Below are 24,672 nucleotides of genomic sequence, written 5' to 3' on the forward strand. Positions count from 1 at the left end.
TAAATTCTCATTTTTTATTGTTAAAGTCGTTCAATGGGATGATACTGTATAGAAAAACATCTTGATCTTCAAACTACTTGGAGATACATGCACTGGTAAACTTTAACTTATGGATCAGGGAGATAACGATGAAACGAATATTGCTCATTGAAGATGAAAAAAACTTAGTCCGATTTATTCAACTGGAGCTGGAGCATGAATTGTTTGAAGTGCAGGCCGCTTATGATGGGAAAACCGGATTGGAATTAGCGCTTCAAGAAGAGTGGGACTTAATATTGTTGGATCTCATGCTGCCGGGACTTCATGGCATTGAGGTGTGCCGACGGATACGTGCAGCCAAGAAGACACCGATCCTGATGTTGACAGCCAGGGATAGCGTTGTGGATCGTGTATCTGGCTTAGATAGCGGTGCAGATGATTATATGCCCAAACCATTTGCCATTGAAGAATTATTAGCTCGAATAAGGGCTATTTTTCGACGCACGGAGTTAGAAAGAAACGACACGCATGAGAAGCTTTCTTTTCAGAATATTACTGTCGATGTGGATGCCCGTATTGTATATAAGGATCAACAAATTGTTGCGCTTACGAAACGCGAGTTCGATCTATTAGTTATGTTCATGAAGAACCATAATCTTGTATTAACACGTGATATGCTTTTGGATCAAGTATGGGGGTATGATTCTTTGGTTGAGACGAATGTTGTCGATGTCTATGTGAGGTATTTGCGAAACAAACTGGGTTATAACGGTGAAACAAATTTAATTCACACAATAAGAGGAATAGGATATGTAATGAGATGATAGAACGTCTAACCGTGATGATTCGGCGCCTTCCGATCAAGTGGAAGCTCATGTTTGGGGCTACCGCGTTAATCTTTTTGATATTTGTTACCTATAATTTTGCTCAATACATAGTGCTTAAACAATGGATGCTGAAACAAGAGAAAGATCAAATTCAAGTGAGTATGATTCAGCTTGAAGACTATTTTAACGAGAAATTGACTAGGACAGAGACTTTGCAAATTTCAGATAGCCGATCTTATTTAGAGAAGATTATTGGAAAAAATCAAATGATACGCATCCTTGATAAGGAAGGGACATCATTACTGACTGTTTCAAACCATTTTGACGAGAACTGGGTTTCACGGAAACCAACTAGCTCTCAAGAGCTAACCGACATTACCCATCAGGAAGAGCACATTTTAATTTACAGGAGTCCACTGATTACCTCTGCCTTTGTTGGGACTATTGAGCTGGCAAGTAATTTGGAAACATTCGATCATTTTAGCGAGACGATTTTGTGGGTAATGGCAGTCGGGGGGGTACTGGCTATTTTTATTAGCGGACTCGGTGGTTTAGCCATTGCGCGGCAGTTCATGCGTCCGATTCGAACGTTGGCATCAACTATGCAGAACGTCCAAGAGAATGGGCTTAAGGAACGAGTTGTGCAGATAGAAAATGGGGACGAATTATCCAGTTTGGCGAAACTTTTTAATGAATTGATGGATCAACTGGAAGTTTCCTTTCGTCAACAGAAACAGTTTGTTGAAGATGCTTCCCATGAGCTTCGAACGCCCATAACCATTCTGGAGGGGCATTTATCGCTCTTAGATCGCTGGGGCAAATCCGATCCTGTTGTGCTCGACGAATCATTGTCAGCATCACTGCAAGAGGTTAGGCGTTTGCGAGGTATTGTTCAAGAATTACTGGCATTAACGAGAGCAGAGTCTCAATTCTCATATGAAAATAGAGAGCCAACCCAACTTGAACCTACTATTCATGAGACGATAAAAAGATTGGAGCTACTCCACCCGGATTTTGTATTTGAGATGAATTTGGTGAAAGTTAGAGATGTTTTCATATCAATAAACCCACTGCATATGGAGCAGATTCTCTTAATTATTTTGGATAATGCCGTCAAATACACGAAAGAAGATAAAAGAATTTTAATTGAAGGAACAACATTTAAAAATGAAGTTGAAATAACCATCGTAGATCATGGAGTCGGTATTCCCAAGGAGGATCTGGCGCATATCTTCGATCGATTCTACCGTGTGGATAAAGCAAGAAGCCGTGAATTAGCAGGAACTGGACTTGGGTTAAGCATTGCTAAGCGTCTCGTCAATAATTATCAGGGAGAAATAAAGGTCAGCAGTCAGGAGAAAGTTGGAACAAAAATAAGTGTGAAGTTTCCAAGATTGTAAATTTATATAGGGATGTTTCTCATTTTCCTCTCATTTTCATCATGTAAAGTTATTGTAATGTCGTCTATGCGGCATCTACTATAATTAAAGGATTGATGAAAATGAGTTTCGCTCAGTTGGATTATCAGTTGTTTCAGATGGTTAATGGATTAGGACGCACGATGGATGTTCTAAATCCCGTTATGCGTATGTTTGCTTCTTATGCTGAGTACGTATTTTACATTGGCATAGTGATTTATTGGTTTACTAGGCATCGATTCCAACGCCAAATGGTTGCGCAATCGCTTCTTTCTGCCTGTGTAGCATTTGCATGCAGCGGAATTATCGGACATTTCTTCTATCGAGACCGTCCTTTCGTAACGCATACGGTGCTTCAATTGATTGAACATCCAGCGAATGCTTCATTTCCAAGTGACCATGCAACCGGGGCTTTTGTCATTGCGGCTTCCATTTGGATTTTCCGTAGAAAAGAAGGAATGGTTTGGCTTGTCTTAGCGGCGTGCATTGCTTTTTCGCGAGTATGGACAGGGGTTCATTACCCATCAGACGTTTTGGCGGGAGCAGTGCTTGGCATAGCTGCCGCGGCTGTTGTACATCAATTCTTAAGCAGGGTTCCAAAAGCGCAAAATATGCTATTCCGAGTTATTCATTGGTATGAAGTTGTGGAGAACAAAGTTTGGAAGAAGAAACTCGTAAGCGAATATTCAACGAAACTATAAGTCTCTATAAATCCGTTCAAGTGATGAGCGGATTTTTATTTTTTTGAATAAATGGATAGTTAAGAAAGTTTTAAGAATTGGTTCATAAGCGTTTCATTTTTGTTGCCTATGATTTAGTTGTAAGCCCAATACCAAAAAGGAGAGACTTTGAGCTCCACTCAAAGATCGCTCCCTATATTAGGAGGAAATCATGAAAAAAAAGTGGATCATGTTTGGCAGTGCTGTTGGAATTAGTAGCATCGTTATGGTGACAACTGGGTTTAGCGCAATGGCGAGTACATCAGGGTATGAAGCCTATAAATCAGCGCTTAAAAATACCAAAACGGTGCAAAATGTTGCTGTACAAGCAGAAGCGGCGTTACAAGATAATGGAGCAGTGCTTGCTAGTGCGAGTGGAAATTTTAAAGTGAGTCTAGATTCGAAAACAGCAAGCGGAAACGCAGATGTTGCAGTGGGCGGCACACAGCAAGCACTTAGCTTTTATAAGGAAGCGAACCAAACAGTACTTAAATCAGCTGCCAGTGATGTGTATTTCGTGAAACAAGAGAACGAGAAGAAACATAAAACCGAGAATAAGCTGAATGAAACGGAAATACCTCAGCAAGTTGAAACGGTCATTGATGCGTTAGTCGGGAATCTGAAAGATTATGTAGCTGTTGATACGAAGGATGATGGTTCCAAAGACATTTCGATACAACTGGATAACGCGCAAATTCCAACTGTAGTCAATGCATTGGCGCCAATCGCAATTAAAGAAGCTACTAAGAGCGAACACGACGGCGAAAAAAGTGATGATGCTGTTCAGGCGAATGCCCTACCATTTCAAGAGGATTTTCTGAAAAATGCAGCTCCTCAACTGACCCAAGACATCAAAATTGAACATGTATCGATTAAAGCAACAGTTAATTCAAGTAATTATCTTACTCATCAAGAAGCAGATCTAACCGTATCTGGCAAAGATGATGCCGGCACAGCACACCAAGTGACTCTGCACCTTCAAGCGAATCTATCAGATTATAATCAAACAACACCCGAAACCGTTGATCTTACTGGAAAAACGGTGCAAACGTTGAAGCACGATCACCAAGGTAAGCAAGAACATTAATAATTTACTAGGTTAGATGCTTATGCAGACAGGCTTCCCTGTTGAAGCTTGTCTGCTGTTCATGAATGGGGGAACCAAATGGATATTATTTTAGAAACAACTAATCTATGTAAAGAATATGGCAATAAACGCGGAATTCGCGATATGGCGCTTCGGCTATATGCTGGTGATGTGTATGGTTTGCTCGGGCCAAACGGTGCAGGGAAAACGACTTTTTTAAAATTGATAACGGGTTTAATTCGACCGGATCAAGGAACAATTACTTTGTTTAATAATAGAATCCCCGAATATTTTGAAGCGGGTATGCAGCATGTAGGCACGATGGTTGAATCGGCGGATTTTTATGATTTTCTTACAGCAAATCAGTATTTAGCATTAGTAGCTCGTTTCTACCCAGCTGTTGTATCGAGACGAATCGAAGAAGTATTGGATCGTGTAGGCTTACTTAAAGTACGCAAAGAAAAAATTAAAGGCTATTCAACAGGGATGAAACAAAAATTAGCGCTTGCCGCGGCTATATTACCTGAACCAAAACTCGTCATACTAGATGAGCCTACGAATGGATTGGATATTGAAGGAACCGTGATGTTTCGGAAATTAATCAAGCAGTTGTCCACGGAAATGGGAACCTCATTTCTAATTTCGAGCCATATGATTCACGAGTTAGAACAGTTATGTAATCGAGTTGGGATCGTTATAGGGGGGCAGTTGAGAAGAGAAGGATATGTCTCTGACTTATTGCAAAAAAACCAATCCTTGGAGCAATTCTATATCGATGAGCTTCAGCTTCCAAAGGAGGACAACGCGAGTGCATAGATGGCGTGCTGCTTACCTTAATGAACTTTACCTAATGTTTTATCGAAAAAAAGTCGTGATGTTTGCTATTTTTTCAGCTCTATTGCCGATCGTACTCGCTGTTTCACTTCAAGCATTACAGCCTTTTCTTGGACTTTTTGCAGTTAGCCAGTCTTTTCCGATTGAGATGCTATCGATTTACACGAGCATTTGGATCCCGCTCTTGATTTTAACCATTACGGCTGATTTATTTCCTGGCGAAGTAGGATCCAGAACGATGAAACTTGCTTTACTACGACCCAATTCACGGTTTCAAGTCTATGGAACAAAAGCGGCTGCTCTTGTCACCTGTATGGCTGGAATCCTGATTGTACTTGGTATCGTAACCTCTATTTGTAGCTTTTTTGCTGGAACAACATCTAGCTTCACGGAAACATTGGGAATGTTGAAAGCCTATGTAGCTGCTTTTGTTTCTATGGTAGCCATATCGTCCTTGTTTGTATTTGTTTCCCAGTTTTTCAAATCAGCCAGCGGATATATGGTTTTTGCACTCATTCTTTTTGCAGCAGCTAAAATAGCACCCTTCTTACTGCACAATTTCGCTGCCTTTTCACCAACATCGTATACAGATTGGCATATGTTATGGTTAAGTCCGTCCGTTTCCAATAGTAAATTAGTAACGACTTCACTTTTCCTGATTTCAAGTTGCATGTTGTTTATGGCACTAGGTTACTATAAATTCGATCGAAAAGAAGTATAAATAAACGGGGTCTGCACATGTCAATTCGTCTGAAATTATTACTTTCCTATGCAGCCATGCTGCTAATTCCACTCGTAATGATGATGATCACAGCCATCTTATTAATCGTGGTATTCCGTGGAGACTTCCAAGGTATTCGCGAACAAGTGAGTTCCGGGGTCGGACTATTCGAGAATCAGAATCTGGAGCATACGTTCAAGGAGATGAAACGAACCTCGGAGAAAAATCCGGCCATGCTTGCCGATCTGACTTATCTGGCAGACATCGATCAAGAACTGCAAACCAATAACTCAAGGATGATTGTACGAAAAGATAATACGTATGTGTATGTATCTCCAACCTTAGAAAATTCGGATGTCCTTCAGCAATTGCCCGCATTTAAGCATCCTGGCCATCCGGAACACGAAGATGCCAAACATATTGGGAATGAATTACTGGAGATTAGTTCTTTTGATTTTTATTTTACTGGCCAGCAGTCTGGAAGTGTCTTTATTATTACGACTGTTAATCCGTTAGTTAATTTTGTACAGAAATTTTTCCCGGCTCTTTTTATAACGCTCCTTATTATATTAGTTCTGACGCATAGCTCATTAACTTATTTTGTTTCTAGAAGTATTATTTCACCGCTAAGCAAGTTAAAGAATGCAATGAAAAGGATCCAATCCGGTGATCTGGATTTCCAAGTTCAGATAACAAGCACGGATGAGATCGGGCAGCTCAGTATAGCCTTCGAACAAATGCGTAAGCAGCTGAAAGAATCGATTCAAACGCAAGTTCAATACGAAGAAAACCGAAAAGAATTGATTTCTAACATCTCGCACGATATTCGGACCCCGCTTACGGCGATTAGAGGTTATATCGATGGACTAGGTGATGGAATTGCGGATACCACGGACAAAAGACAAAAATACATCGAAATCATTTCATCCAAAGCGGAAGAAATGGATCATTTAATCGATGAATTATTTCTATTTTCTAAACTGGATTTAAAGCGAGTGCCGTTTAACTTTGAAGTCGTCAACTTCTCCGATTTTCTAGTGGATTGGTCGGACGAACTTGAATTTGAACTCCATAAAAAAGGAATTCATTATAAGTCAGATATCACAGTTGACCAGCAGACACTGGTTTCCATTGATCGAGACAAAATAAGACGTGTTTTTTCTAACATTGTAGACAATTGCTTAAAATATATGAACAAAACGGAAAAGTCCATCACTTTGCAAGCAAAGAATGCAGGGACAAGTGTCATTATAGAAATTAGGGATAATGGGGCTGGTGTAGAAGCAGAAGCACTCCCATACATTTTTGATCGCTTCTACAGGGCAGATCCTTCTAGGAACAGCAACAATGGGGGAAGCGGGTTAGGGTTAGCGATTTCCAAACAAATGATCGAGGGGCATGGCGGCGCCATTAGCGCACACAGTATGAAAGGCGAATGGACTTGTATTACGATAAAATTACCGCAAAAGTTGCGTAAAGACGGTGGAAATGAATGAAACGGGTACTTATTGTTGAAGATGAACAGCTCATTGCAGAACTTGAACGTGATTATTTGGAGGTAAATGGGTATAAGGTCGATATCGCAACTGACGGTGAACAAGGACTTAGATTGGGTCTTAGTGGAGAGTTCGACTTAATCATCCTGGATGTCATGCTGCCTTTGTTAAATGGATTTGAAGTATGCAAGCAAATTCGTGAGAAATATCAGATTCCAATCTTGATGGTAACCGCCAAAAAAGAGGATATCGACGTTATTCGCGGACTAGGTCTAGGGGCAGATGATTATATTACGAAGCCCTTCAAACCCGGTGAATTAGTAGCAAGGGTTAAAGCACATTTAGCACGATACGAACGATTAATTGGTACCAAAGAAAATAAAGATGAGATTCGCATTCAGGGACTTTTAATTGATAATAGTTCCCGTCGGGTATTTGTTCATGATCAGGAAGTCAATATAACAACCAAAGAATTTGATTTGCTCTATTTTCTAGCTACGAATCCAAATCGAGTATTTAGTAAAGATCACCTATTTGAACGGATTTGGGGATTTGATGCTATGGGAGATGCCCAGACGGTTACGGTCCATATCCGTAAATTAAGAGAAAAAATTGAAGTCGATCCATCCAATTCGCAATACATTGAAACGGTATGGGGAGCAGGTTATCGGTTCCGGTTATAAAAGTATGTGATGAAAGGTGGTCGGCATATGATACCATTTAATCCTCGTGTTTTAATCCTTACGGCTAATTATGGGAATGGACATCTCCAGGCTTCTAAAGCATTGTTACAGCAATTCAATCAGCAAGGTGTGGAGAACGTGAAGATTGTGAATCTAATGAAAGAAGGCCATCCATGGATTCATTCGATTACATCTACGTTGATTAGCAAAAGCACGAAAGTTTCGCGGCTAGGAATTGACTATTATGGTTGGAGCTATTATTTGACACGGGAAACCAAAGAAACGGCCTTATTTCAGAAGTCGATGACCTATTTAGGGCAAAAGAAGCTGAGAGAGATTATACACGAAGAACGTCCGGATGTAGTTGTCAATACGTTCCCCTTCGGTGCATCTCCAATCGTTTGTAGTTCCATGGGGATTAAGAATTATACCGTGCTTACGGATTATGCATTACATGCTAGTTGGCTTCACCCGAAAGTCGATCGATATTATGTGGCAACGGAAGACCTAAAAAAGCAAATCATTGAAAGAGGAATTAGCAAGGACCGAATAGATGTTAGTGGAATTCCGCTCAGGCAAGAGTTCGCCAATACGAGGATTCGTGCAAGAAATCAGCCGAAGAAAATCATTCTTATCATGGCCACAGATAGCGGTGTAACAAGTTATATCGAGGAAATGATGCGCACGCTTTTTCATTTGGATAATTGTCAATTGGTTGTTGTTTGTGGTCATAATGAGAAGTTAAAACATAGATTGGAAGTGGAGTTTGCAGCTTATAACGGGATAACCATTCATGGGTTTGTTGATAATCTTCATGATTGGATGGCGCAAGCTAGTTGTATGGTAACGAAAGCAGGCGGACTAACGTTGACAGAGGCCATAGCCTTAAGAGTGCCGGTTTTCGTCTTCAAGCCTAATGGCGGTCAAGAGAAGGAAAATGCTCTATATTTATCACGCCGCGGCGTAGCATCAATCTCAAATAAAATCGAAGAACTTTCGAAAAGCATTCAATATTTCATTCATCATCCTCAACAATATGAAGAAATTCGGGATCATATGGAGGGATTGCACCGAAATCATGCAGCAGCTCATATCGTAAAAGATATGATGCATCATTGGAATGGCCAGTTCATGTTAGCGTCAATTTAGGGGAGATAGGATCCAGATGAAAGTCCAAACCAAAACCTCCAAGTCCTAAAACGGGTTGGAGGTTTTCAATTTGGGGATGGTAACGATGACTTCTGTTCCGTTATGCCTATCGCTGGCTATTTGAATTGTGCCATGATGCAAACTGACAATACATTTAGCTATGGCTAGACCTAAGCCTGAGCCGCCGGTTTGTCTGCTTCGGGATCGATCTACGCGATAGAATCGTTCGAAGACGAAAGGCAATTCTTTTGTGGGAATGCCAATGCCATCATCAACAATGCGCATACAATGATTTGAATCTGTTTGAGAGAGGTAGATCCGGGTGTGATGTTTCATGTATTTCATCGCATTATCCAAAATAATGAAGAGGACTTGTTTGATTTGCGGCCGATCTGCTTCCATCATGATGCTGCTTTCGGTGGGGATAAGTATGAATTCTTTGTCGGAGAGTGGCTGAAGAAGTTGAATGTTCTCTTTACATAGTGTGACAAGATCAAATAAGGACAGCGTTAATTTAGGTTCGTGGTCGAGTTCAGCCAATTCAAGCAATTGATAAGTAATGTGTTTCATACGCTTGCTCTCGTCATGAACAGCATTAAGAGCTTCCATATGAAGGTCTATGTTTTCAAACCCCCATCTGCGAATGAGAGACGAGTAGCCTTCAATAATCGTAAGTGAAGTCTTAAACTCATGTGAGGCATCAGAAATAAACTGCCGCTGTTTCTTCATACTTATCTCGATCCGGTCCATCAAATGATTAAATGTCTCAGATAATTGATAGAGTTCATCCTTTGACTTTCGATTCAAAGGTAGTTTGGTAATCGCAAGACTCGTTTCGATCTCTTTCATCGTCTGAATCATACGGGATAGCGGTAAGAATAACAGTTTGGACAATAAAAAACTAGCAGATAGAGAGAGCAGCATAGCAGCAAGCGTTACGATGCCAATAATACCAACCAATCGGTATAAGCTTTGGTCAAGCTCTATTGGTTCCGTAATGATTTCTAACGTTCCGATGACTTCTGTTCCTTGGCGAATAGGTGTTCGAACAATCATAACGGTCTGTTCATTAAGTTTTTGCGAATAAGCCTCTTGTGTATCCATGTGTTTTGGCGGAATAACGGCTAGTTCGTCATTGTTGGCTGTTTGGTTTATCACCTTAGAAGAAAGATTAAGTGAGCGAATCATAGAGTGATCGGGTAGATACCTTCTTAATATTCGGTAGTTATCTTCTTGAAGCAATTCCATAGGACTTATATGTGTTAGCATTTGATTAGCTGTAAATTGAAGCGTTTCGAGCTCTTCCTCTTTTTCATACTGTGCATAAAGATAGTAAATAATGAAGGTAAGCGGTATTAGAATGCTAATTAACCAAAAAAATGAAAGCAGAGAAGCTTTAGTCTTGATTTTCATATCAATTAGACCTCCAAGAGGTACCCAATACCACGGATTGTGCGAATGTTCGGGGAAGGTGCAAGAAGCTTTTTGCGGACATACCTTATATATACATCTACCAGATTTGAATTTCCTAGAAAATCGTAACCCCATACATCGTTCATGATTTGTTCCCGACTAAGGATTTCATTTTGATGTTCGATCAAATAGACGAGGAGTTCAAATTCTTTTGGTGTAAAGTCGATCTTAATGTCATTCTGTAACACTTCTCTGGAGCGAAGATTCACGTTTGTTCCTTTCACCGTATAAATCATGGAGTCGTGCTTATTAAGCTCATCATCGGGTTGTTGGAATTGATTTTGGCGGCGTATACAAGCGCGAATCCGAGCAAGCAGCTCTTCCAAGTGAAAGGGTTTCGTTATATAATCCTGGCCCCCCAAATCAAGTCCATTCACAATATCCGCGGGGGTGCCGCAGGCAGTTACCACAATAATAGGAGTTTCAGAATTCTGCTTGCGGAAGGATTTAATCAGTTCAAAACCGTTGCATACAGGGAGCAGAATATCTAGAAGAATGAGGTCCCACTTAGCATTCAATGCTTTTCGTAGTCCTTCTGAGCCATCTGAAGCTAGTTCCACATTATACCCGGCATGTGTGAGTTCTAATTGCAGCAGCCTTGCTATTTTCTCTTCATCTTCGATGACAAGTAATTTATGTGACATGAACAGCTCTCTTTTCAAGGTATTTGAAATGAATCACCTTACATCTTATGTACCTAGAAAGCTGGATGTTCTGGCATAGGAAAAGGACCTCCTTCAGTTGGAGAACTGAAAGAGGTCTTCTGAGCTTTCAAATAAAGCTTTAGTGAATCACACGACGGGCTGTTTTGTAATTTTTGCTCCACCACCCAGAGTTCATATCTGAAATCGTAACACCAGGGCTGCCGTAGGTGTGCAAAACCTTTCCATTCCCCATGTAGATACCAACGTGATGAATTGGTGAGTAGAAAAAGACAAGATCACCCGGTTGAAGCTGATTTCTAGCAACAAAAGTTCCTACTTGTGACTGCTGCTTTGACGAACGGGGAAGATTAATCCCATTTTTGCCATAAACATATTGTGTAAAAGAAGAGCAATCAAAGGCGCTAGTGCTGCCTTTTTGAGAACCGAATTTATACCTGACACCTAAATATTGTTTACCAGTTGTAAGGATACTATTTGCTTTCCCGGATATCGATGTTGATGTCGAAGCTGAAGCTGCTGTTGTAGAAACATTGCTTGCAGCATGCGCGGATTGCGGCGCCAACATTAGGTTAGCAGATGCAAATAAGGATACACTAAGTGTAATACCTAATAGCGATTTGCTTAGGCGGTTCGTTTTCATGTTGTTCATGATTGGATATCCCCCTTCAGGATCGTGTTTTAGGTTTTCACCTGAGATAACCTTAACATATCCGGAATTCCCTATAGATTACCAAACATGCGGGAATGCTAGGTCCTGTGAGGCTTACAGGACAATTATTAGAAGATCATGAGAATCGGATGAACGGAAATACCTTGACAATCCAAAGACAAGATATCTTCGTTTTCAAAGAATTCTCTCATGTGATTTTCACATTCCTATGATAGGATCAATTCGAGGCAGGTGAAGAAAGATGAATCATCATTCAATGATCTTGTTTATCACGCATTACGGTTATGCCGGTATCTCTATAGCACTTTTCCTTGGCATTGTTGGCATCCCGTTACCGATTGAAATTATCCTGCTAGGTGCAGGCTATATAGCCGTTAAGACGAATTTACATTTAGGTGGCATTATCGGCTTCGCTTGGCTAGGAGCGTGTGCTGGAATGACAGTTAATTACCTCTTGGGGAAAAGTATAGGGTTGAAGCGGATTAGCAAAGTAACCAAGTGGATTAAGCTCTCTGAAAGCAGATTAGAAAATTGGGCAGAGCATTTCAAGAAGCATGGAGCTATCTTACTATTAGTAGGCTTTTATGTGGCTGGTCTTAGGCATGCTGCACCGTTTATTGCAGGGGCAATCAAATTGCGGTTCACTAAATTTATAAGTATCTCGTATTTGGGTGCAATGGCCTGGATTTTAGTTATTGTTTTTCTAGGTCAAAAGCTTGGTAAAGCGTGGGACCACATGTTTATGCATTTCCATCATCCAATATGGCTGATTGTCGCGGCTGGTGTAGTCGCTCTGGGTTTATTAGGAGTTAAAATGATGATACGTCAACAAAAATTGCCCTCTTAAAACGAAAGCAGCTCCAATCCCCTGTTTAAGAGAATTGGAGCTGTTGTACGCTGATCAAGGAATAATGACTATTTGCGTTTTGCACGGAGGAACCGTCCGTTTGCTCTCGCATACCGTAGGACTTTGAAGAACATTTTTTTATCTTTTAATTGGTTGAAAATAAAAGGGTCAGGCGCTGTATTGACTTCCAGCACCCACGGTTTTAAATTTTTATCAATTCCAATATCGACACCAATTTCTTTAAATCCGGGATAACTCTTCTGATAGTGCGTAGCAATTCGATACCCTAAATGCCTTAAGCTTTGGATATAACCACTTTTCTGTGGATTCTTTAAATGGGAAGCAAGTAATAATTCTAAAGGCAGCGGTTTGCCGCTATTATGAAAGTTCGTTACGATCTTGCGAGGATGAGCAACTCGGCCAATATAACCAGTTGTTTCCCACTTCTTATGAGGGTTTTTTTGAACCATGATACGTGTGTCGAAGATTCGCTTCTGGTGCGTTAAGAGATGAATACCTTGCTGTACAAGATAGGATCTGTTTAACTTGGCTTTGCTTAGAGCAGCGAATAAGCCTTGAAACGTCCTAAATGATTTGGCATTTCTGCCAGCCTGATAACGGTATTTATCATTTTTCTCTACACGAATAACGCCTTGTCCGCAAGAGCCATTGATTGGTTTGACATAAACCATTTTATGCTTATTCAGCATTTGAAGAAGGTTCGTTTGACTGTAGACTCTTGTTTCCGGTACAAATCTGCGAAGTTCCTTGTTTAATAAGAGCACCTTTGTTTTGACCCATTTGCTGCCAACTGTTCGAGCTCTATTCACCATTCCAGCACCTCTTGTTTTCGATATCATTCGATTTATCATATTCAAATGAAGTTGAGGGACTTGGAGTAGAGTTTAGTTCAAAAATTAAATTTCTTTAATTGATAAGGGGGATTAATTCATTAGTGAATTTGAAAATACAACTTACCTGGGCTTTTTTTATAAGCCTTTTGAGTGCAATTAGTTTTGGAGCCATAGCGCTCTTGGTAACCGATCATAAGGCAGCTCAATTCGACAAGGTGATCATTTCGTTTGTTCAAGGGTTAGAAACACCACTTCTAACAAGCATAATGAAATTCTTTACCTTCCTAGGAGGAGGATTTCCAGTTGTCGTTGTTACGCTAATTATTTTGTTTTTCTTGTATAAGGTTCTACATCATCGAAGTGAATTGATTCTATTTATAAGCGTTGTCATCGGATCGGTGATTTTAAACGAAACTTTAAAACTTATCTTTAAACGTGCAAGACCAGTATTACACCGCATCATTGATGCAAACGGTTTTAGTTTTCCAAGTGGGCATTCAATGGCCGCTTTTAGTTTATACGGTGTTGTTGCTTTTTTGCTTTGGCGGCATATTTCAACTGCTCTTGGTCGTAGCGCTTTAATTGTAATTAGTATAACTATGATTATGGCGATAGGAATCAGCAGAATTTATTTGGGCGTACATTATCCAAGCGATGTTCTTGGCGGTTTTCTAGCAAGCGGTAGTTGGTTAGCCCTCTCTATTTGGTATTATCAGCGATATCAGGAAAGACGGTATGAAGATATGAAGATATTGGAGGAGTTAAGATGAACTCTCAGCAAAATCTAAAAGTGAAACAACCGTGGATTCCTGAAAAAGAACGCATATGGGTATTTGGTGCGATGGCAGTGTCCACAATCTATCTAATATGGCAGCTTTGGAGTCTTATTCATTTACCATCAACAACATTGCACAGCCGCCTTTTTGAGCGTACATTCAAGGCTTATGGCTCCAATGCCCGTATAGCTCTATTCGTGGTCGTATCGAATTATATTTTAGCTTTTATCCTTAAACAAGGCATATTAGGGAAATTCGCTCATCTAAAAAAAGGCTTGGTTATGCTGCTTCGTATTGTCAAGAAATATCATGTTACAATTGCTATTCTCGCTATCGCACTTATAATACTCCATACGGTTGCTGTGTTTATGTTTGGTTTTAAATGGGATTTCAACAATATTAGCGGGCTGCTTGCATTAATTGTCTTATTACCGGTACCGATTTCGGGTTTATTCCGCTACAGAAGGCTCGATAAGAAATGGCATTTAAGATGTGGACTAGCGTTTGCAGTGTTATTTTTGATTCATGCATTTTTATAGTGGTTGCTGGTTCTAACCTAGTTGCCGCAAACCTTTGAACCACACGGATTTGATTGATAAGGTATCCGAAATATTAGCAGTCGGATCACCGTGTATGAGAATAAGATCGGCGCGCGCACCTTCGGTAATCCGGCCGCGATCATGGAGACCAAAGCAACGGGCCGGTTTGGTTGTAGCCGACTGAAGAGCTTCGATCGGAGTGAAACCGGCCTTTACCAGAAGCTGCATTTCGTGGTGGACACTGGCCCCATGAGCAAGGCCACCAAGGTTCGGAACGGGAACCGGCGCGACATCTGTTCCTACAAGAATATCAACTCCAGCACGGTGAAGATCCATCACATTCTTAAAGCTGTTTTCCATTTTGCCTTGTGGGAACGTATTGAAGCTTGAGTTCAAAATATCGATCCAATCCGGACTTAATTTGGCATGAACCCGCGGGTCATTCGCCAATTCCGAAGCTGGATTTCCGATAATCGATGAATTCAACACCAAACATGGTATAACAAAAGCTCCTGAATCCGCTATGGACTTAACTAATTCGGCCGTGCTATCGGGTCTGTCGATAAACAAGTGGCCCAAACCGTCGACACCAAAATCGATGGCTGCCTTCGATGAAAAAGCTGTCAAGACGTGGGCGATGACCAATTTATCGAACTTGTGGGCTTCAGTCACAGCTGTTTTTAGAATCTCATCGCTTAGAAGAGGCAGGCCAGGTGCACCCATGACCGTTCCTTCTTCAATCATGATCTTAATATAGTCGGCTCCATTCTCCACTTGGGCATGCACATGTTTGACCGCTTCTTCAACCGTCGTCACTTGAGGGATTTCATCGTGATCGTGAGCGTATGCGGCCAGCATTGCCTCCCTGTCTTCCTCGGATAACTTCTCCAGTTCCTTTAATATGAATTCCGGTATTTCATCTCCATCCGGCAATAATTCATCAGGGTGTCCGCCAGGAGCGGTAATCGCTGTACCAGCAGAACGGACGTCCGCGGCGTCATCCACATTTTTCAACTGAATTTCGCGACCTCTTTTAGTAAAATCGCCGTTCATTTCGAGTTCCGTTGTAACGCCGAATTTTAAGGCATCTTGTAATCCGCCGATTGAGGTATGGACATGTGCATCAATCAGACCAGGTATTAGTGTCATATTTTCGCCATTTATAATTGTTGCATCGACTGGAATGTCTCCGCCCACGGAGATAATGGATTCCCCTTTAATGATAATGTGTCTGGGAGCAATAATTTGATAGCCATCAAAGATTCGTACATTTGTAATCGCCGTAATTTGTTCTAATACAGCATTGTGGTTTACTTTCTCCATTTTAATTTCCTCCCAATGTGTTTGTGACTCAACACTTCGGAGTATAACTGTTAGAATTCTAACTGTCAATGTGCTAATGTTTAGTTGACAATCCAATAGGATCACTGTATATTTTAGCTACTTACAATTAGTTTCCTAACAATTACAGAGGGGACGATGGACGATCATGCATTCCCGAAAAGATACGCCTTATATGGATTTGTTTCAAATTATCGGTCTTAAATTAAAGAAAAGAGCGGACGAGAGTATTAAAGAGCTAGGATTAAGTTCTCAACAAGGAAAAGTAATCGATTACATTTATGAGAACCAAAATAATCAGATTATTCAAAAGGACCTTGCAGATCGGTTTCATTTACGCGGGGCAAGCATTACAAGCATGCTTCAAGGTCTAGAGCAAAAAGGGTTCATCGAGCGCAAAATTCCGGCCAATAATGAACGGCAAAAAAATATATATGTATTACCAAAAGCGGTTGAATTGATTGAAGGCTTTAATGACTCCTTCCAAAAAGTGGAGGATGAAATCGTTCAAGCCCTTAGTGACGAAGAGAAGATGATCTTAAAGAAATTACTGATCAGAATTAATGAACGCATTTAAAGGAGCCTTTGGGTTGGATGCCGCGGAGGAGCTTAAGGGATGGGGTTGCAAGGGGAATCTATGCCTTAGAGCTTGTAGACGAAACTTATAATGAGGAAAACATGAAATGCCGCGCGGTTGCGGTATTTTTTTATTTTAAGATAAATATAAATTGTTGTTAAAAGTGTAAAATCGCAAAAGAGGCGTTCGGATTAACTGATGCCTCTTTTTACTGGTTGACGGAAAAACCATGCATAATGAACCTAAACTATAATCATCCTAGGGCAGATCTTTAGGTACCAGGTTAAAAATTTCTTCTGTTTCAAAACTGTCAATTAGCCGATCCAGCCATTTGTAATATCGAATAGCTTCGTCGATTTTATTCATATCTGTTTGTAGAATGCCTTGCAGCGCAGTATCGTCAGGATATAGCTGACTAAGTTGATTAAGCTCAACTTTTGACTTGCGCAAAGAGCTGAGATTGATTTCCAATGCTTTACGCCACTTCAGTGAAAAATAATCCGAGAAAGTTTGGAACCAATCCATTTCTACTTCATAAAGGTCTTTCCGCGATCCTTTCTCCCAAACTTTATTGACCATTTTCAAATCAACCAGCGTACGCACGCCAGTGCTCATGCTGGTTTTACTCATTTCCATGGCTTCTCTCATCTCATCTAGGGTCATGGGCTTGTTTTGGAAAAAAAGCAATCCATATAGATGGCCGATCGATTGAGTTATGCCATAGAGTTCCATATTTTTGCCCATAGATTCAATGATGCGTTTGCGCGCTTTTTGAATAATCAACTCTTGTTCGGAGCTTATATTGTTTAGTTGTTCCATTCGAAGTTCACCCTGCCTTTATGTGTACAACGTTATTGTAAGAAACAATTTCGATAAAGTAAAGAAAGTCATTGAATAGGATGCTTAAGTATGTAGTAGCATTCAAAATGTTTCGTACAGTTTTTACTGTATAAACAGATTAAACAGAATTTATGGTTGACATAACCCGCTTTAGTTCTTTACACTTAAAAGGCAAGAGGGCATTAACGCATACAGAAAGGAGTGAGCGTGTGGCAATTATTGATGTGCATCAGGTAACCAAGGTATTTGGGCCTGATCCCGAGTCTGTTCTTCCGCTATTGAATAGTAAGGTCTCCAAAGAACAGATATACAGGGAAACGAAACATACAGTGGGGGTCAACGAAGTCAGCTTTTCCGTAGAACCTGGTGAAATTTTTGTCATTATGGGACTGTCAGGCAGCGGGAAGTCAACACTTGTCCGGCTGCTAAACAGGTTAATTGAACCTACGAAGGGGATCATCAACATTCACGGCAGAAATATTGTCGAGATGAGTGAGGAAGAGCTCCGCCTTGTTCGGAGAGAAACGATCAGTATGGTATTTCAGAAATTTGCCTTGTTTCCGCATAGAACGGTTGCTCAAAATGTGGAATACGGGCTTGAGATTCAGGGGAAAAGTAAGGCGGAGAAACGAGTAAAGGCCTTGGAGGCCTTGAGTCTTGTAGGATTGCAACAGTGGGCGGACAGTATGCCGTCGCAATTAAGCGGCGGTATGCAGCAAAGGGTAGGACTTGCCAGAGCGCTGGCTAACGATCCTGATATTTTATTGATGGATGAGGCGTTTAGTGCACTAGATCCATTAATCCGTAAAGATATGCAGGATGAGTTGTTAGAGTTGCAAGATAAAATGAAGAAAACAATTATTTTTATTACACATGATTTGGATGAGGCGCTTCGTATCGGTGACCGGATCGCATTGATGAAAGATGGCAGTGTCGTTCAGATTGGGAAGCCGGAAGAGATTATGATGAACCCCGCTAATAAATATGTTGAACGATTTGTCGAGGACGTAGACCTGTCTAAAGTACTGACAGCCTCATCGGTGATGCGAAGGCCAGAAACGGTTGGCCTTGACAGGGGGCCGAGGGTAGCTCTTCAGCTTATGCGGGAAAGCGGCATATCCAACTTATTTGTAGTTGATCGTGGGAAAAAACTGCTTGGTGTAATCACAGCTGAAGATGCTTCTGAAGCAGTAAGAGTAGGAAAAACACTCGAGGACATCGTCATCCGAAGTGCGCCTACGGTGGCGCCGGAGCAAATGCTATATGAGCTATTCGAAATATGTGGAAATTCAAAATATCCGGTAGGCGTTGTTGATGAGAACAATCGTATTATCGGTGTCATTGTTCGCGGTGCCGTTCTTGGAGCACTAGCTGGACAACCCATTGCTAAAGAGGAGGTGCATAAGGATGATTCCCAAGATTCCTCTAGATGAGTGGGTAGAATTTATCGTGGATAAACTGGAAATTAATTTGGCCGTACTATTTCAATTCTTCTCGGTTTGCATTGAGGGATGCGTGAATGCCTTGTCTTTTGTTTTCCAAGGTGTTCCGGTTTTATTATTCATCGCAATAATTTGTGCATTAGCCTTTTATTTGGGCCGCTGGTCATTTGCGCTATTTTCAGCGCTAGGTCTTTTATTAATAGATAATTTAGGGTTTTGGAGCCATACGATGGACACCTTAGCGCTTGTTCTGACTTCTGCGTTAATTTCTATCATCATTGGTATTCCAATAGGAGTCTGGTGCGCTCAAAGCAATAAATTTCGTGACGTAATTACGCCATTATTGGATTTTATGCAAACGATGCCTGCTTTTGTGTATTTAATACCAGCTGTAACGTTCTTTGGATTAGGTGTTGTTCCTGGTGTTATTGCTTCTGTGATCTTTGCAGTACCTCCAACAATAAGGCTTACGAATTTAGGAATTCGGCAAGTTGCAGAAGATTTAGTAGAAGCTGCCGATGCATTCGGTTCAACAAGAACACAGAAATTGTTCAAATTGCAATTCCCATTAGCAATGCCGTCGATTATGGCGGGAATTAATCAAACAATTATGCTTTCATTATCAATGGTTGTTATTTCCTCTATGATTGGGGCGCAAGGTATAGGGGCGGATGTCTACCGTGCAGTGACACAGATTAAGACAGGACAAGGGTTCGAGGCGGGCTTATCCATTGTCGTATTAGCCATACTTCTTGATCGAATGAGTCAGTATATTCTGAAAAGAAAGAGGAGCGTGTGAATAAATTGAGGAATAAAATCAGAGATTTGGTATTGGTAAGTTTGGCTGCAGTAACCGTGATTACAGGTTGCTCCAAACAAGTATCGTCCGAAGGAAACATTGGAAGCCAGGTACATCATGAAATCATTGGGATTGACCCTGGAGCGGGATTAATGAAACAAGCTGCCCAAGCGATCAGTGATTACGATCTGAAAGATTGGAAGTTGGTAGAAGGCTCAAGCGCCGCAATGACAGCCGCTCTCGACAAAGCCTATAAAGCTAAGAAGCCAATCATTGTAACGGGTTGGACACCTCACTGGATGTTTGCCAAATATGAGCTTAAATATTTGAACGATCCTAAAGGTGTGTTCGGAAAGGATGAACAGATTCATACCATTGTGAGGAATAACTTGAAGAAGGATGCTCCTTCGGCTTATACCATGTTGGACAGGTTCGAATGGACCCCGGAAGAGATGGCCGTCGTAATGTCTGCGATCATTGATGGGAAAAAACCGGAAGAAGCAGCTGCCGCTTGGGTAAAGGATAATGCCGATAAGGTTGATGGTTGGGTAAAAGATCTAGCTCAAGAAAAAAGCAAAAAGCTAAAACTCGCCTATGTCGCATGGGATTCCGAAATTGCCAGCACGAATGTCGTGAAAGCTGTTTTGGAAGAAAAGCTAGGATACAAAGTGGAAATGCTGCAGGTAGAAGCCGGACCGATGTGGGCAGGAATTTCAGATGGAAGTGCGGATGCAATAGTAGCTGCCTGGCTTCCAACGACGCATAAAGATTATTATGATAAGTATAAGGGAAAATTTGAAGATCTGGGGCCGAATCTGAATGGTACTAAACTAGGATTAGTAGTTCCCACATATATGAATATCAATTCAATTGAGGAACTGAACAGTAAATAAGGAAAAAGATGAGAGCTTTTCGATTGATGAACAAATGAGGATATAAACATATAAAAAATATCAGCCGCGAATTTCGCGGTTTTTTTTATGAACACAACTTCGTGTTCGACCCCATTCATTCCTTCTAATTAATAAGAATATAACTTGAAATGCGTTGGAATAAATAAAAGAGATCCAGTATGATGGCATTATTAAATTTCGGGAAGACAGAAATGGGGAATGTGCGCATAAATCGAAATTGACAAACTGATTAATAAAAGCACTTTACTATATAAAAGGAGAAATAAAAATGATCCTTATAACTGGAGCAAACGGGAAAACTGGTCGTGCAGTCATTAAAGCTTTGCTTTCTAAAGGAGAGCGGATAAGGGCTTTTGTTCGAAGAACCGAACAAATCGAGGATATTAAATCATTAGGTGAGATGGAAGTCGTTACAGGCGATATGCTGGATCAAAATGCTGTAAATGAGGCATTAATCGGAATTAGGGCTGTATACCACATTTGTTCAGCAATGAATCCCGATGAGGTTCAAATCGGACAAGTAATCATACAAGCGGCTCGCTTGGCCGAAGTTGAACATTTTGTATTCCATTCCGTCATACATCCCGTCATTCAAGAAATGCCGCATCATCAGAAAAAACTTATGGTTGAGGAGCTCCTGGTGAATTCAGGTATCCCATATACGATTATTCAGCCAGGCATATTTATGCAGAATATACTCGAGTCTTGGAAACTGCTTAGTGAACAAGGTATCTTTCAACAAAAGTATTTTACGGCTCAAGAAACTCGCATATGTATGATTGACTTAGAAGACTTAGCCGAGGCAGCTGCAATCATTCTTACTCGTCCGGGACATACAGGAGCTTCATATGAACTTTCTGGACCTGAAAATTTATCATTGTCTGATATGATAGCAGTAATGGAACAACATTTTGGCCATGAAATCAAAGTTGAAACGCCGCAAGACGAAATGTTTGCAGCACAATTAAAAAAGCGTGGACTAGGTGAATATCAAGTAAATACAATAGTAAAGATGTTTCAACATTATAATGAACATGGATCTATCGGTAATTCTAATGTTTTAATGTGGATATTAGGACGAAAGCCAAATGATTTCTCATCCTTCATTCTTAGAACATTAAAAAGCAAGAACTGATACTGGAAGAAAGCAAAGTTACTCGACCTAATGTAACTCGCAAAGGCTCATTCGTAATAGGAATGAGCTTTTTTGTTCGAATTAAGCCTATACTAAGAAGCAAGCCCCACTTTAAAATATATAAGTTAGACTCGCGGCCCGTTGTAACGGGAGGATAGTTATATACAAAATAATTCAAATGCGTTACTATGGTAAAGTGATAAAGTAATAAAAATAAGGTAATAAAGAAATAAATAAAGGACGTGTTGGAATATTATATACAAAGCAGTGTTTCTTGATTTCTACGGCACACTCGTACACGAAGATGATGTGTTTATTGAGGAAATATGCAGTAAAATTTTAAGATCAACTTCAACTGTTACTACAACCAAAGAGATCGGAAAATACTGGTGGAACTCTTTTTCAAAAACTTTTAATTCATCTTATGGTGATAGCTTTAGAACTCAGCGCGATATTGAACTACATTCTTTGGAGGATACAATTGCTTTTTACAACTCGTCTGAAAATCCTAGAGCGCTTAGCGAAATATTATTTGATCACTGGCAAGCTCCCCAACTATTTGAGGACACAAATGTATTTTTGAAGAATATCAGTAGTACCCCGAAAATAATCCTCTCCAACATCGACCGAAATGACATTCAATCAGCAATTCATCATAATGGATTATCATTGGAAAATATTATTACCAGTGAGGATGTAAAATCATATAAACCAAGACCCGACATGTTTCAGCAAGCCCTTGAGGTATATAATCTTAGCCCCCTAGAAGTTCTACATGTTGGTGACTCACTCTCTAGTGATGTTGCTGGTGCCCAAAACTTAGGAATTAAGGTTGCTTGGATTAATCGAAAAAATAAAGTATTGCCAGAAAATTATTCTCCAGATTACATCATAAATTCGTTACAAGAATTGATATCATTGTTTACGCCATGAAGAGGGAAGTGAAATATTTGAAGATAACCTACGATTGGTATCTTATTTGTTATCTTTCGCGTATTGGACATACAGATTGGCAACATAATTTTGAAAGATGAGTATTTTAATGAGGAACATTAGTTCAATTGGTGAAAGCGTGTCCTAAGCTCACTGATCTTCACTCTCTTGCTGCTTACCTGAAAACGAACAAAAAGGCGCCTTTTACAGCGCCTTTTTTTGTTCAATAATTCTGGTAGGTATTTATAATTTCGACAAGAGTATTGAAACAAGTATTCCTAAAATTGAAATCCATACGAAAACTGATTTAAATATATTTTTGATAATCGAATCCTGACTTTTCAAATCATTACCATGGTTTTCATGCATGGCTAAATCAATGTTCCCCATTGGGTTAGAAGAACCTTTAGAGCCTACTCCTTTAAAAAGTAAGGTCAATATAAGCAGAATTATAGAAAACATAAAAAGATAATCAGAGATTTGTTGCATTTTATTAACCACCTCCATATTAACAATATTAGCATATTTTAACGCTTTCCATTCTATCAAGTGCCTTATCAACCCAAATTATGGTAGTATGAATTGAATCATGAGCCAAGCTTTTTTGTATCGGAGGATCGTTAAAACAATGGAAATCGAATTAAATTCAGTGTATATAGAGGTTATTAAGGAAGATATAACAAAGTCAAAAATGGAATGCATAGTTAATGCAGCAAACACAAGTTTACTCGGTGGTGGTGGTGTGGATGGTGCTATCCACAGAGCAGGAGGAAAGGAAATTCTTGCAGAATGCATGAAAATAAGAGAGAAACAAGGAGGATGCCCAGTTGGCGAGGCCGTAATCACTACAGCGGGGAAGTTAGATGCAAAATTCGTTATTCATACGGTTGGACCTGTATGGAATAATGGAAAAAATAAGGAGGAAGAGAAACTTAAAAGCTGCTATATAAACACCCTAGATCTTGCTAACCAATATGATATTAAAAGTATCGCGTTCCCCAACATAAGTACAGGTATTTATAAATTCCCAAAAGAGAGGGCCGCTGAAATAGCCATTAGCTCATTACGGGAATTTATGGAAGGGAATAATTACTCTTTTAGAAGAATCCAGTTCGTTTGCCTCGATGATGATAATTATCAGATATATTTAAAAACAATTAAAGGCTTTGTTTAAATTGTATGTTCTGCAAATTTAGATTATTCAGTTCCTTATTAACATTAACGGGACATGATTGAAAACCATAACTGGGAGCAGAACCTTCGGCGCTGCTCTTTGTTCCATTGATGTAACGGGAGATTAGCACAAAAAAGCTTAAATAACCACTCTTCAAGGAGGAGACAATGTTTATACATAAAATTGATGAGGACTTATCTTTAAAACTAATAGAATTAAGGGATGGAGAGAGGCTATTTGAATTAACAAATAATTCAAGAGGTTATCTAAGAGAATGGCTTCCTTGGCTTGATGCAACAATACAACTTGAAGATACAATAGACTTTATTAAAATATGTCTAAAAAGTTTCGCTGAAAATAAGAGCTTGAATACAGTTATATTATATAAAGATAAAATTGTTGGAGTTGCAGGCTACAATAGTATAAATTGGTCAAATAAAACTGCATATATAGGATATTGGCTTGGAGAAGAATTTCAAGGGAATGGAATTATGACCAGGGTGGCTAGTGCATTGACCGATTATGCAATTAGTGAGTTAAACCTAAATAAAGTTGAAATTAGGGCTGCTGTAGGGAATCAGAAAAGTAGGAGTATTCCCGAAAGATTAAATTTTGTAAATGAAGGATGCATTAGGCAAGCAGAATGGTTATATGACCATTATGTAGACCATATTGTTTATGGAATTTTGGCAGAAGAATGGAACAGAAATAGTCGGAGTTTTGATATTGAAAAATACATTGATGGTGATTAAACTGATGGAAATCGATAGTCGAAATTCT

The 24,672-nt window shown here is 40.0% G+C and carries 27 protein-coding genes; 20 read left to right on the top strand and 7 right to left on the bottom strand.

Annotation, left to right across the window (positions count from 1 at the left end):
* Positions 1-128: 128 nt before the first annotated feature.
* The 9 genes from AC3WTJ_RS04375 (at position 129) to AC3WTJ_RS04415 (ending at position 8,913) form a co-directional block, all read left to right on the top strand.
* The gene (locus AC3WTJ_RS04375) at positions 129-803 is read left to right on the top strand and encodes a response regulator transcription factor (protein WP_157317369.1); all 675 of its coding nucleotides are present in this window, start codon (positions 129-131) and stop codon (positions 801-803) included.
* A complete protein-coding gene (locus AC3WTJ_RS04380; protein ID WP_492520738.1) occupies positions 800-2,206 on the top strand; it encodes a HAMP domain-containing sensor histidine kinase in 1,407 nt (468 codons plus the stop codon). Before AC3WTJ_RS04375 ends, AC3WTJ_RS04380 begins: the two co-directional genes overlap by 4 nt.
* Positions 2,207-2,307: 101 nt before the next feature.
* A complete protein-coding gene (locus AC3WTJ_RS04385) occupies positions 2,308-2,925 on the top strand; it encodes an undecaprenyl-diphosphatase (RefSeq protein WP_492520739.1) in 618 nt (205 codons plus the stop codon).
* 190 nt (positions 2,926-3,115) lie between these two features.
* Positions 3,116-4,030 (top strand): hypothetical protein, encoded by a 915-nt coding sequence (locus AC3WTJ_RS04390; RefSeq protein ID WP_492520740.1) that lies wholly within the window; start codon positions 3,116-3,118, stop codon positions 4,028-4,030.
* Positions 4,031-4,108: 78 nt separating this feature from the next.
* On the top strand, positions 4,109-4,846 hold the full coding sequence (locus AC3WTJ_RS04395; protein ID WP_492520741.1) for an ABC transporter ATP-binding protein: 738 nt from the start codon (positions 4,109-4,111) through the stop codon (positions 4,844-4,846).
* Positions 4,839-5,585: an ABC transporter permease gene (locus tag AC3WTJ_RS04400; protein WP_492520742.1), complete on the top strand. Its 747-nt coding sequence runs from the start codon at positions 4,839-4,841 to the stop codon at positions 5,583-5,585. The genes AC3WTJ_RS04395 and AC3WTJ_RS04400 overlap by 8 nt, the downstream gene beginning before the upstream one ends.
* Before the next feature lie 17 nt (positions 5,586-5,602).
* Entirely contained in the window at positions 5,603-7,081 is a 1,479-nt protein-coding gene (locus AC3WTJ_RS04405; RefSeq protein WP_492520743.1) for a sensor histidine kinase, read from the top strand.
* Positions 7,078-7,764: a response regulator transcription factor gene (locus tag AC3WTJ_RS04410; protein ID WP_492520744.1), complete on the top strand. Its 687-nt coding sequence runs from the start codon at positions 7,078-7,080 to the stop codon at positions 7,762-7,764. Before AC3WTJ_RS04405 ends, AC3WTJ_RS04410 begins: the two co-directional genes overlap by 4 nt.
* 27 nt (positions 7,765-7,791) lie before the next feature.
* Positions 7,792-8,913 (top strand): MGDG synthase family glycosyltransferase, encoded by a 1,122-nt coding sequence (locus AC3WTJ_RS04415; RefSeq protein ID WP_492520745.1) that lies wholly within the window; start codon positions 7,792-7,794, stop codon positions 8,911-8,913.
* A 45-nt stretch (positions 8,914-8,958) separates the two neighbouring features.
* On the opposite strand, the gene AC3WTJ_RS04420 is transcribed toward AC3WTJ_RS04415, so the two are convergent.
* The 3 genes from AC3WTJ_RS04420 to AC3WTJ_RS04430 form a co-directional block, all read right to left on the bottom strand.
* Positions 8,959-10,326, bottom strand: a complete 1,368-nt coding sequence (locus AC3WTJ_RS04420; protein WP_492520746.1) for a HAMP domain-containing sensor histidine kinase — start codon at positions 10,324-10,326, stop codon at positions 8,959-8,961.
* A 5-nt stretch (positions 10,327-10,331) separates the two neighbouring features.
* Positions 10,332-11,030, bottom strand: a complete 699-nt coding sequence (locus AC3WTJ_RS04425) for a response regulator transcription factor (RefSeq protein ID WP_492520747.1) — start codon at positions 11,028-11,030, stop codon at positions 10,332-10,334.
* A gap of 139 nt (positions 11,031-11,169) precedes the next feature.
* Positions 11,170-11,700, bottom strand: coding sequence for a C40 family peptidase (locus tag AC3WTJ_RS04430; RefSeq protein WP_492520748.1), 531 nt, complete (start codon positions 11,698-11,700; stop codon positions 11,170-11,172).
* A 262-nt stretch (positions 11,701-11,962) separates the two neighbouring features.
* On the opposite strand from AC3WTJ_RS04430, the gene AC3WTJ_RS04435 reads away from it, so the two are divergent.
* Positions 11,963-12,568, top strand: a complete 606-nt coding sequence (locus AC3WTJ_RS04435; RefSeq protein WP_492520749.1) for a DedA family protein — start codon at positions 11,963-11,965, stop codon at positions 12,566-12,568.
* 68 nt (positions 12,569-12,636) lie between these two features.
* Here AC3WTJ_RS04435 and AC3WTJ_RS04440 read toward each other — a convergent pair whose 3' ends face one another.
* Positions 12,637-13,401: a YheC/YheD family protein gene (locus AC3WTJ_RS04440; RefSeq protein ID WP_492520750.1), complete on the bottom strand. Its 765-nt coding sequence runs from the start codon at positions 13,399-13,401 to the stop codon at positions 12,637-12,639.
* Between the two features lie 122 nt (positions 13,402-13,523).
* On the opposite strand from AC3WTJ_RS04440, the gene AC3WTJ_RS04445 reads away from it, so the two are divergent.
* Positions 13,524-14,192, top strand: coding sequence for a phosphatase PAP2 family protein (locus AC3WTJ_RS04445; RefSeq protein WP_492520751.1), 669 nt, complete (start codon positions 13,524-13,526; stop codon positions 14,190-14,192).
* Positions 14,189-14,737, top strand: a complete 549-nt coding sequence (locus AC3WTJ_RS04450; RefSeq protein WP_492520752.1) for a hypothetical protein — start codon at positions 14,189-14,191, stop codon at positions 14,735-14,737. Before AC3WTJ_RS04445 ends, AC3WTJ_RS04450 begins: the two co-directional genes overlap by 4 nt.
* A gap of 12 nt (positions 14,738-14,749) precedes the next feature.
* Here the strand turns inward: AC3WTJ_RS04450 and AC3WTJ_RS04455 are convergent, their stop codons facing one another.
* Entirely contained in the window at positions 14,750-16,060 is a 1,311-nt protein-coding gene (locus AC3WTJ_RS04455; RefSeq protein ID WP_492520753.1) for an amidohydrolase family protein, read from the bottom strand.
* 166 nt (positions 16,061-16,226) lie between these two features.
* Here AC3WTJ_RS04455 and AC3WTJ_RS04460 point away from each other — a divergent pair, with 166 nt between their 5' ends.
* Positions 16,227-16,655 carry a MarR family winged helix-turn-helix transcriptional regulator gene (locus tag AC3WTJ_RS04460; protein WP_492520754.1) on the top strand — a complete coding sequence of 143 codons (429 nt, stop codon included), beginning with the start codon at positions 16,227-16,229 and terminating at the stop codon, positions 16,653-16,655.
* A gap of 258 nt (positions 16,656-16,913) precedes the next feature.
* Here AC3WTJ_RS04460 and AC3WTJ_RS04465 read toward each other — a convergent pair whose 3' ends face one another.
* Positions 16,914-17,474 carry a GbsR/MarR family transcriptional regulator gene (locus AC3WTJ_RS04465; protein ID WP_492520755.1) on the bottom strand — a complete coding sequence of 187 codons (561 nt, stop codon included), beginning with the start codon at positions 17,472-17,474 and terminating at the stop codon, positions 16,914-16,916.
* A gap of 230 nt (positions 17,475-17,704) precedes the next feature.
* Here AC3WTJ_RS04465 and AC3WTJ_RS04470 point away from each other — a divergent pair, with 230 nt between their 5' ends.
* From AC3WTJ_RS04470 to AC3WTJ_RS04490, 5 genes are all read left to right on the top strand, one after another.
* Entirely contained in the window at positions 17,705-18,928 is a 1,224-nt protein-coding gene (locus tag AC3WTJ_RS04470) for a quaternary amine ABC transporter ATP-binding protein (RefSeq protein ID WP_492520756.1), read from the top strand.
* Complete coding sequence (locus AC3WTJ_RS04475) at positions 18,903-19,736, top strand: ABC transporter permease (protein ID WP_492520757.1); 834 nt, start codon at positions 18,903-18,905, stop codon at positions 19,734-19,736. Before AC3WTJ_RS04470 ends, AC3WTJ_RS04475 begins: the two co-directional genes overlap by 26 nt.
* 5 nt (positions 19,737-19,741) lie before the next feature.
* Positions 19,742-20,629: a glycine betaine ABC transporter substrate-binding protein gene (locus AC3WTJ_RS04480; RefSeq protein WP_492520973.1), complete on the top strand. Its 888-nt coding sequence runs from the start codon at positions 19,742-19,744 to the stop codon at positions 20,627-20,629.
* A 289-nt stretch (positions 20,630-20,918) separates the two neighbouring features.
* Positions 20,919-21,785 carry an SDR family oxidoreductase gene (locus AC3WTJ_RS04485; RefSeq protein WP_492520758.1) on the top strand — a complete coding sequence of 289 codons (867 nt, stop codon included), beginning with the start codon at positions 20,919-20,921 and terminating at the stop codon, positions 21,783-21,785.
* 267 nt (positions 21,786-22,052) lie between these two features.
* Positions 22,053-22,718, top strand: a complete 666-nt coding sequence (locus tag AC3WTJ_RS04490) for an HAD family hydrolase (protein WP_492520759.1) — start codon at positions 22,053-22,055, stop codon at positions 22,716-22,718.
* A 243-nt stretch (positions 22,719-22,961) separates the two neighbouring features.
* On the opposite strand, the gene AC3WTJ_RS04495 is transcribed toward AC3WTJ_RS04490, so the two are convergent.
* Positions 22,962-23,207 (bottom strand): hypothetical protein, encoded by a 246-nt coding sequence (locus AC3WTJ_RS04495; RefSeq protein WP_492520760.1) that lies wholly within the window; start codon positions 23,205-23,207, stop codon positions 22,962-22,964.
* A 160-nt stretch (positions 23,208-23,367) separates the two neighbouring features.
* On the opposite strand from AC3WTJ_RS04495, the gene AC3WTJ_RS04500 reads away from it, so the two are divergent.
* The gene (locus AC3WTJ_RS04500; RefSeq protein ID WP_492520974.1) at positions 23,368-23,892 is read left to right on the top strand and encodes an O-acetyl-ADP-ribose deacetylase; all 525 of its coding nucleotides are present in this window, start codon (positions 23,368-23,370) and stop codon (positions 23,890-23,892) included.
* Between the two features lie 167 nt (positions 23,893-24,059).
* On the top strand, positions 24,060-24,644 hold the full coding sequence (locus tag AC3WTJ_RS04505; RefSeq protein WP_492520761.1) for a GNAT family N-acetyltransferase: 585 nt from the start codon (positions 24,060-24,062) through the stop codon (positions 24,642-24,644).
* The last annotated feature ends 28 nt before the right edge of the window (positions 24,645-24,672 follow it).

This window comes from Paenibacillus sp. FW101-FHT12H11 (genome assembly GCF_058790355.1).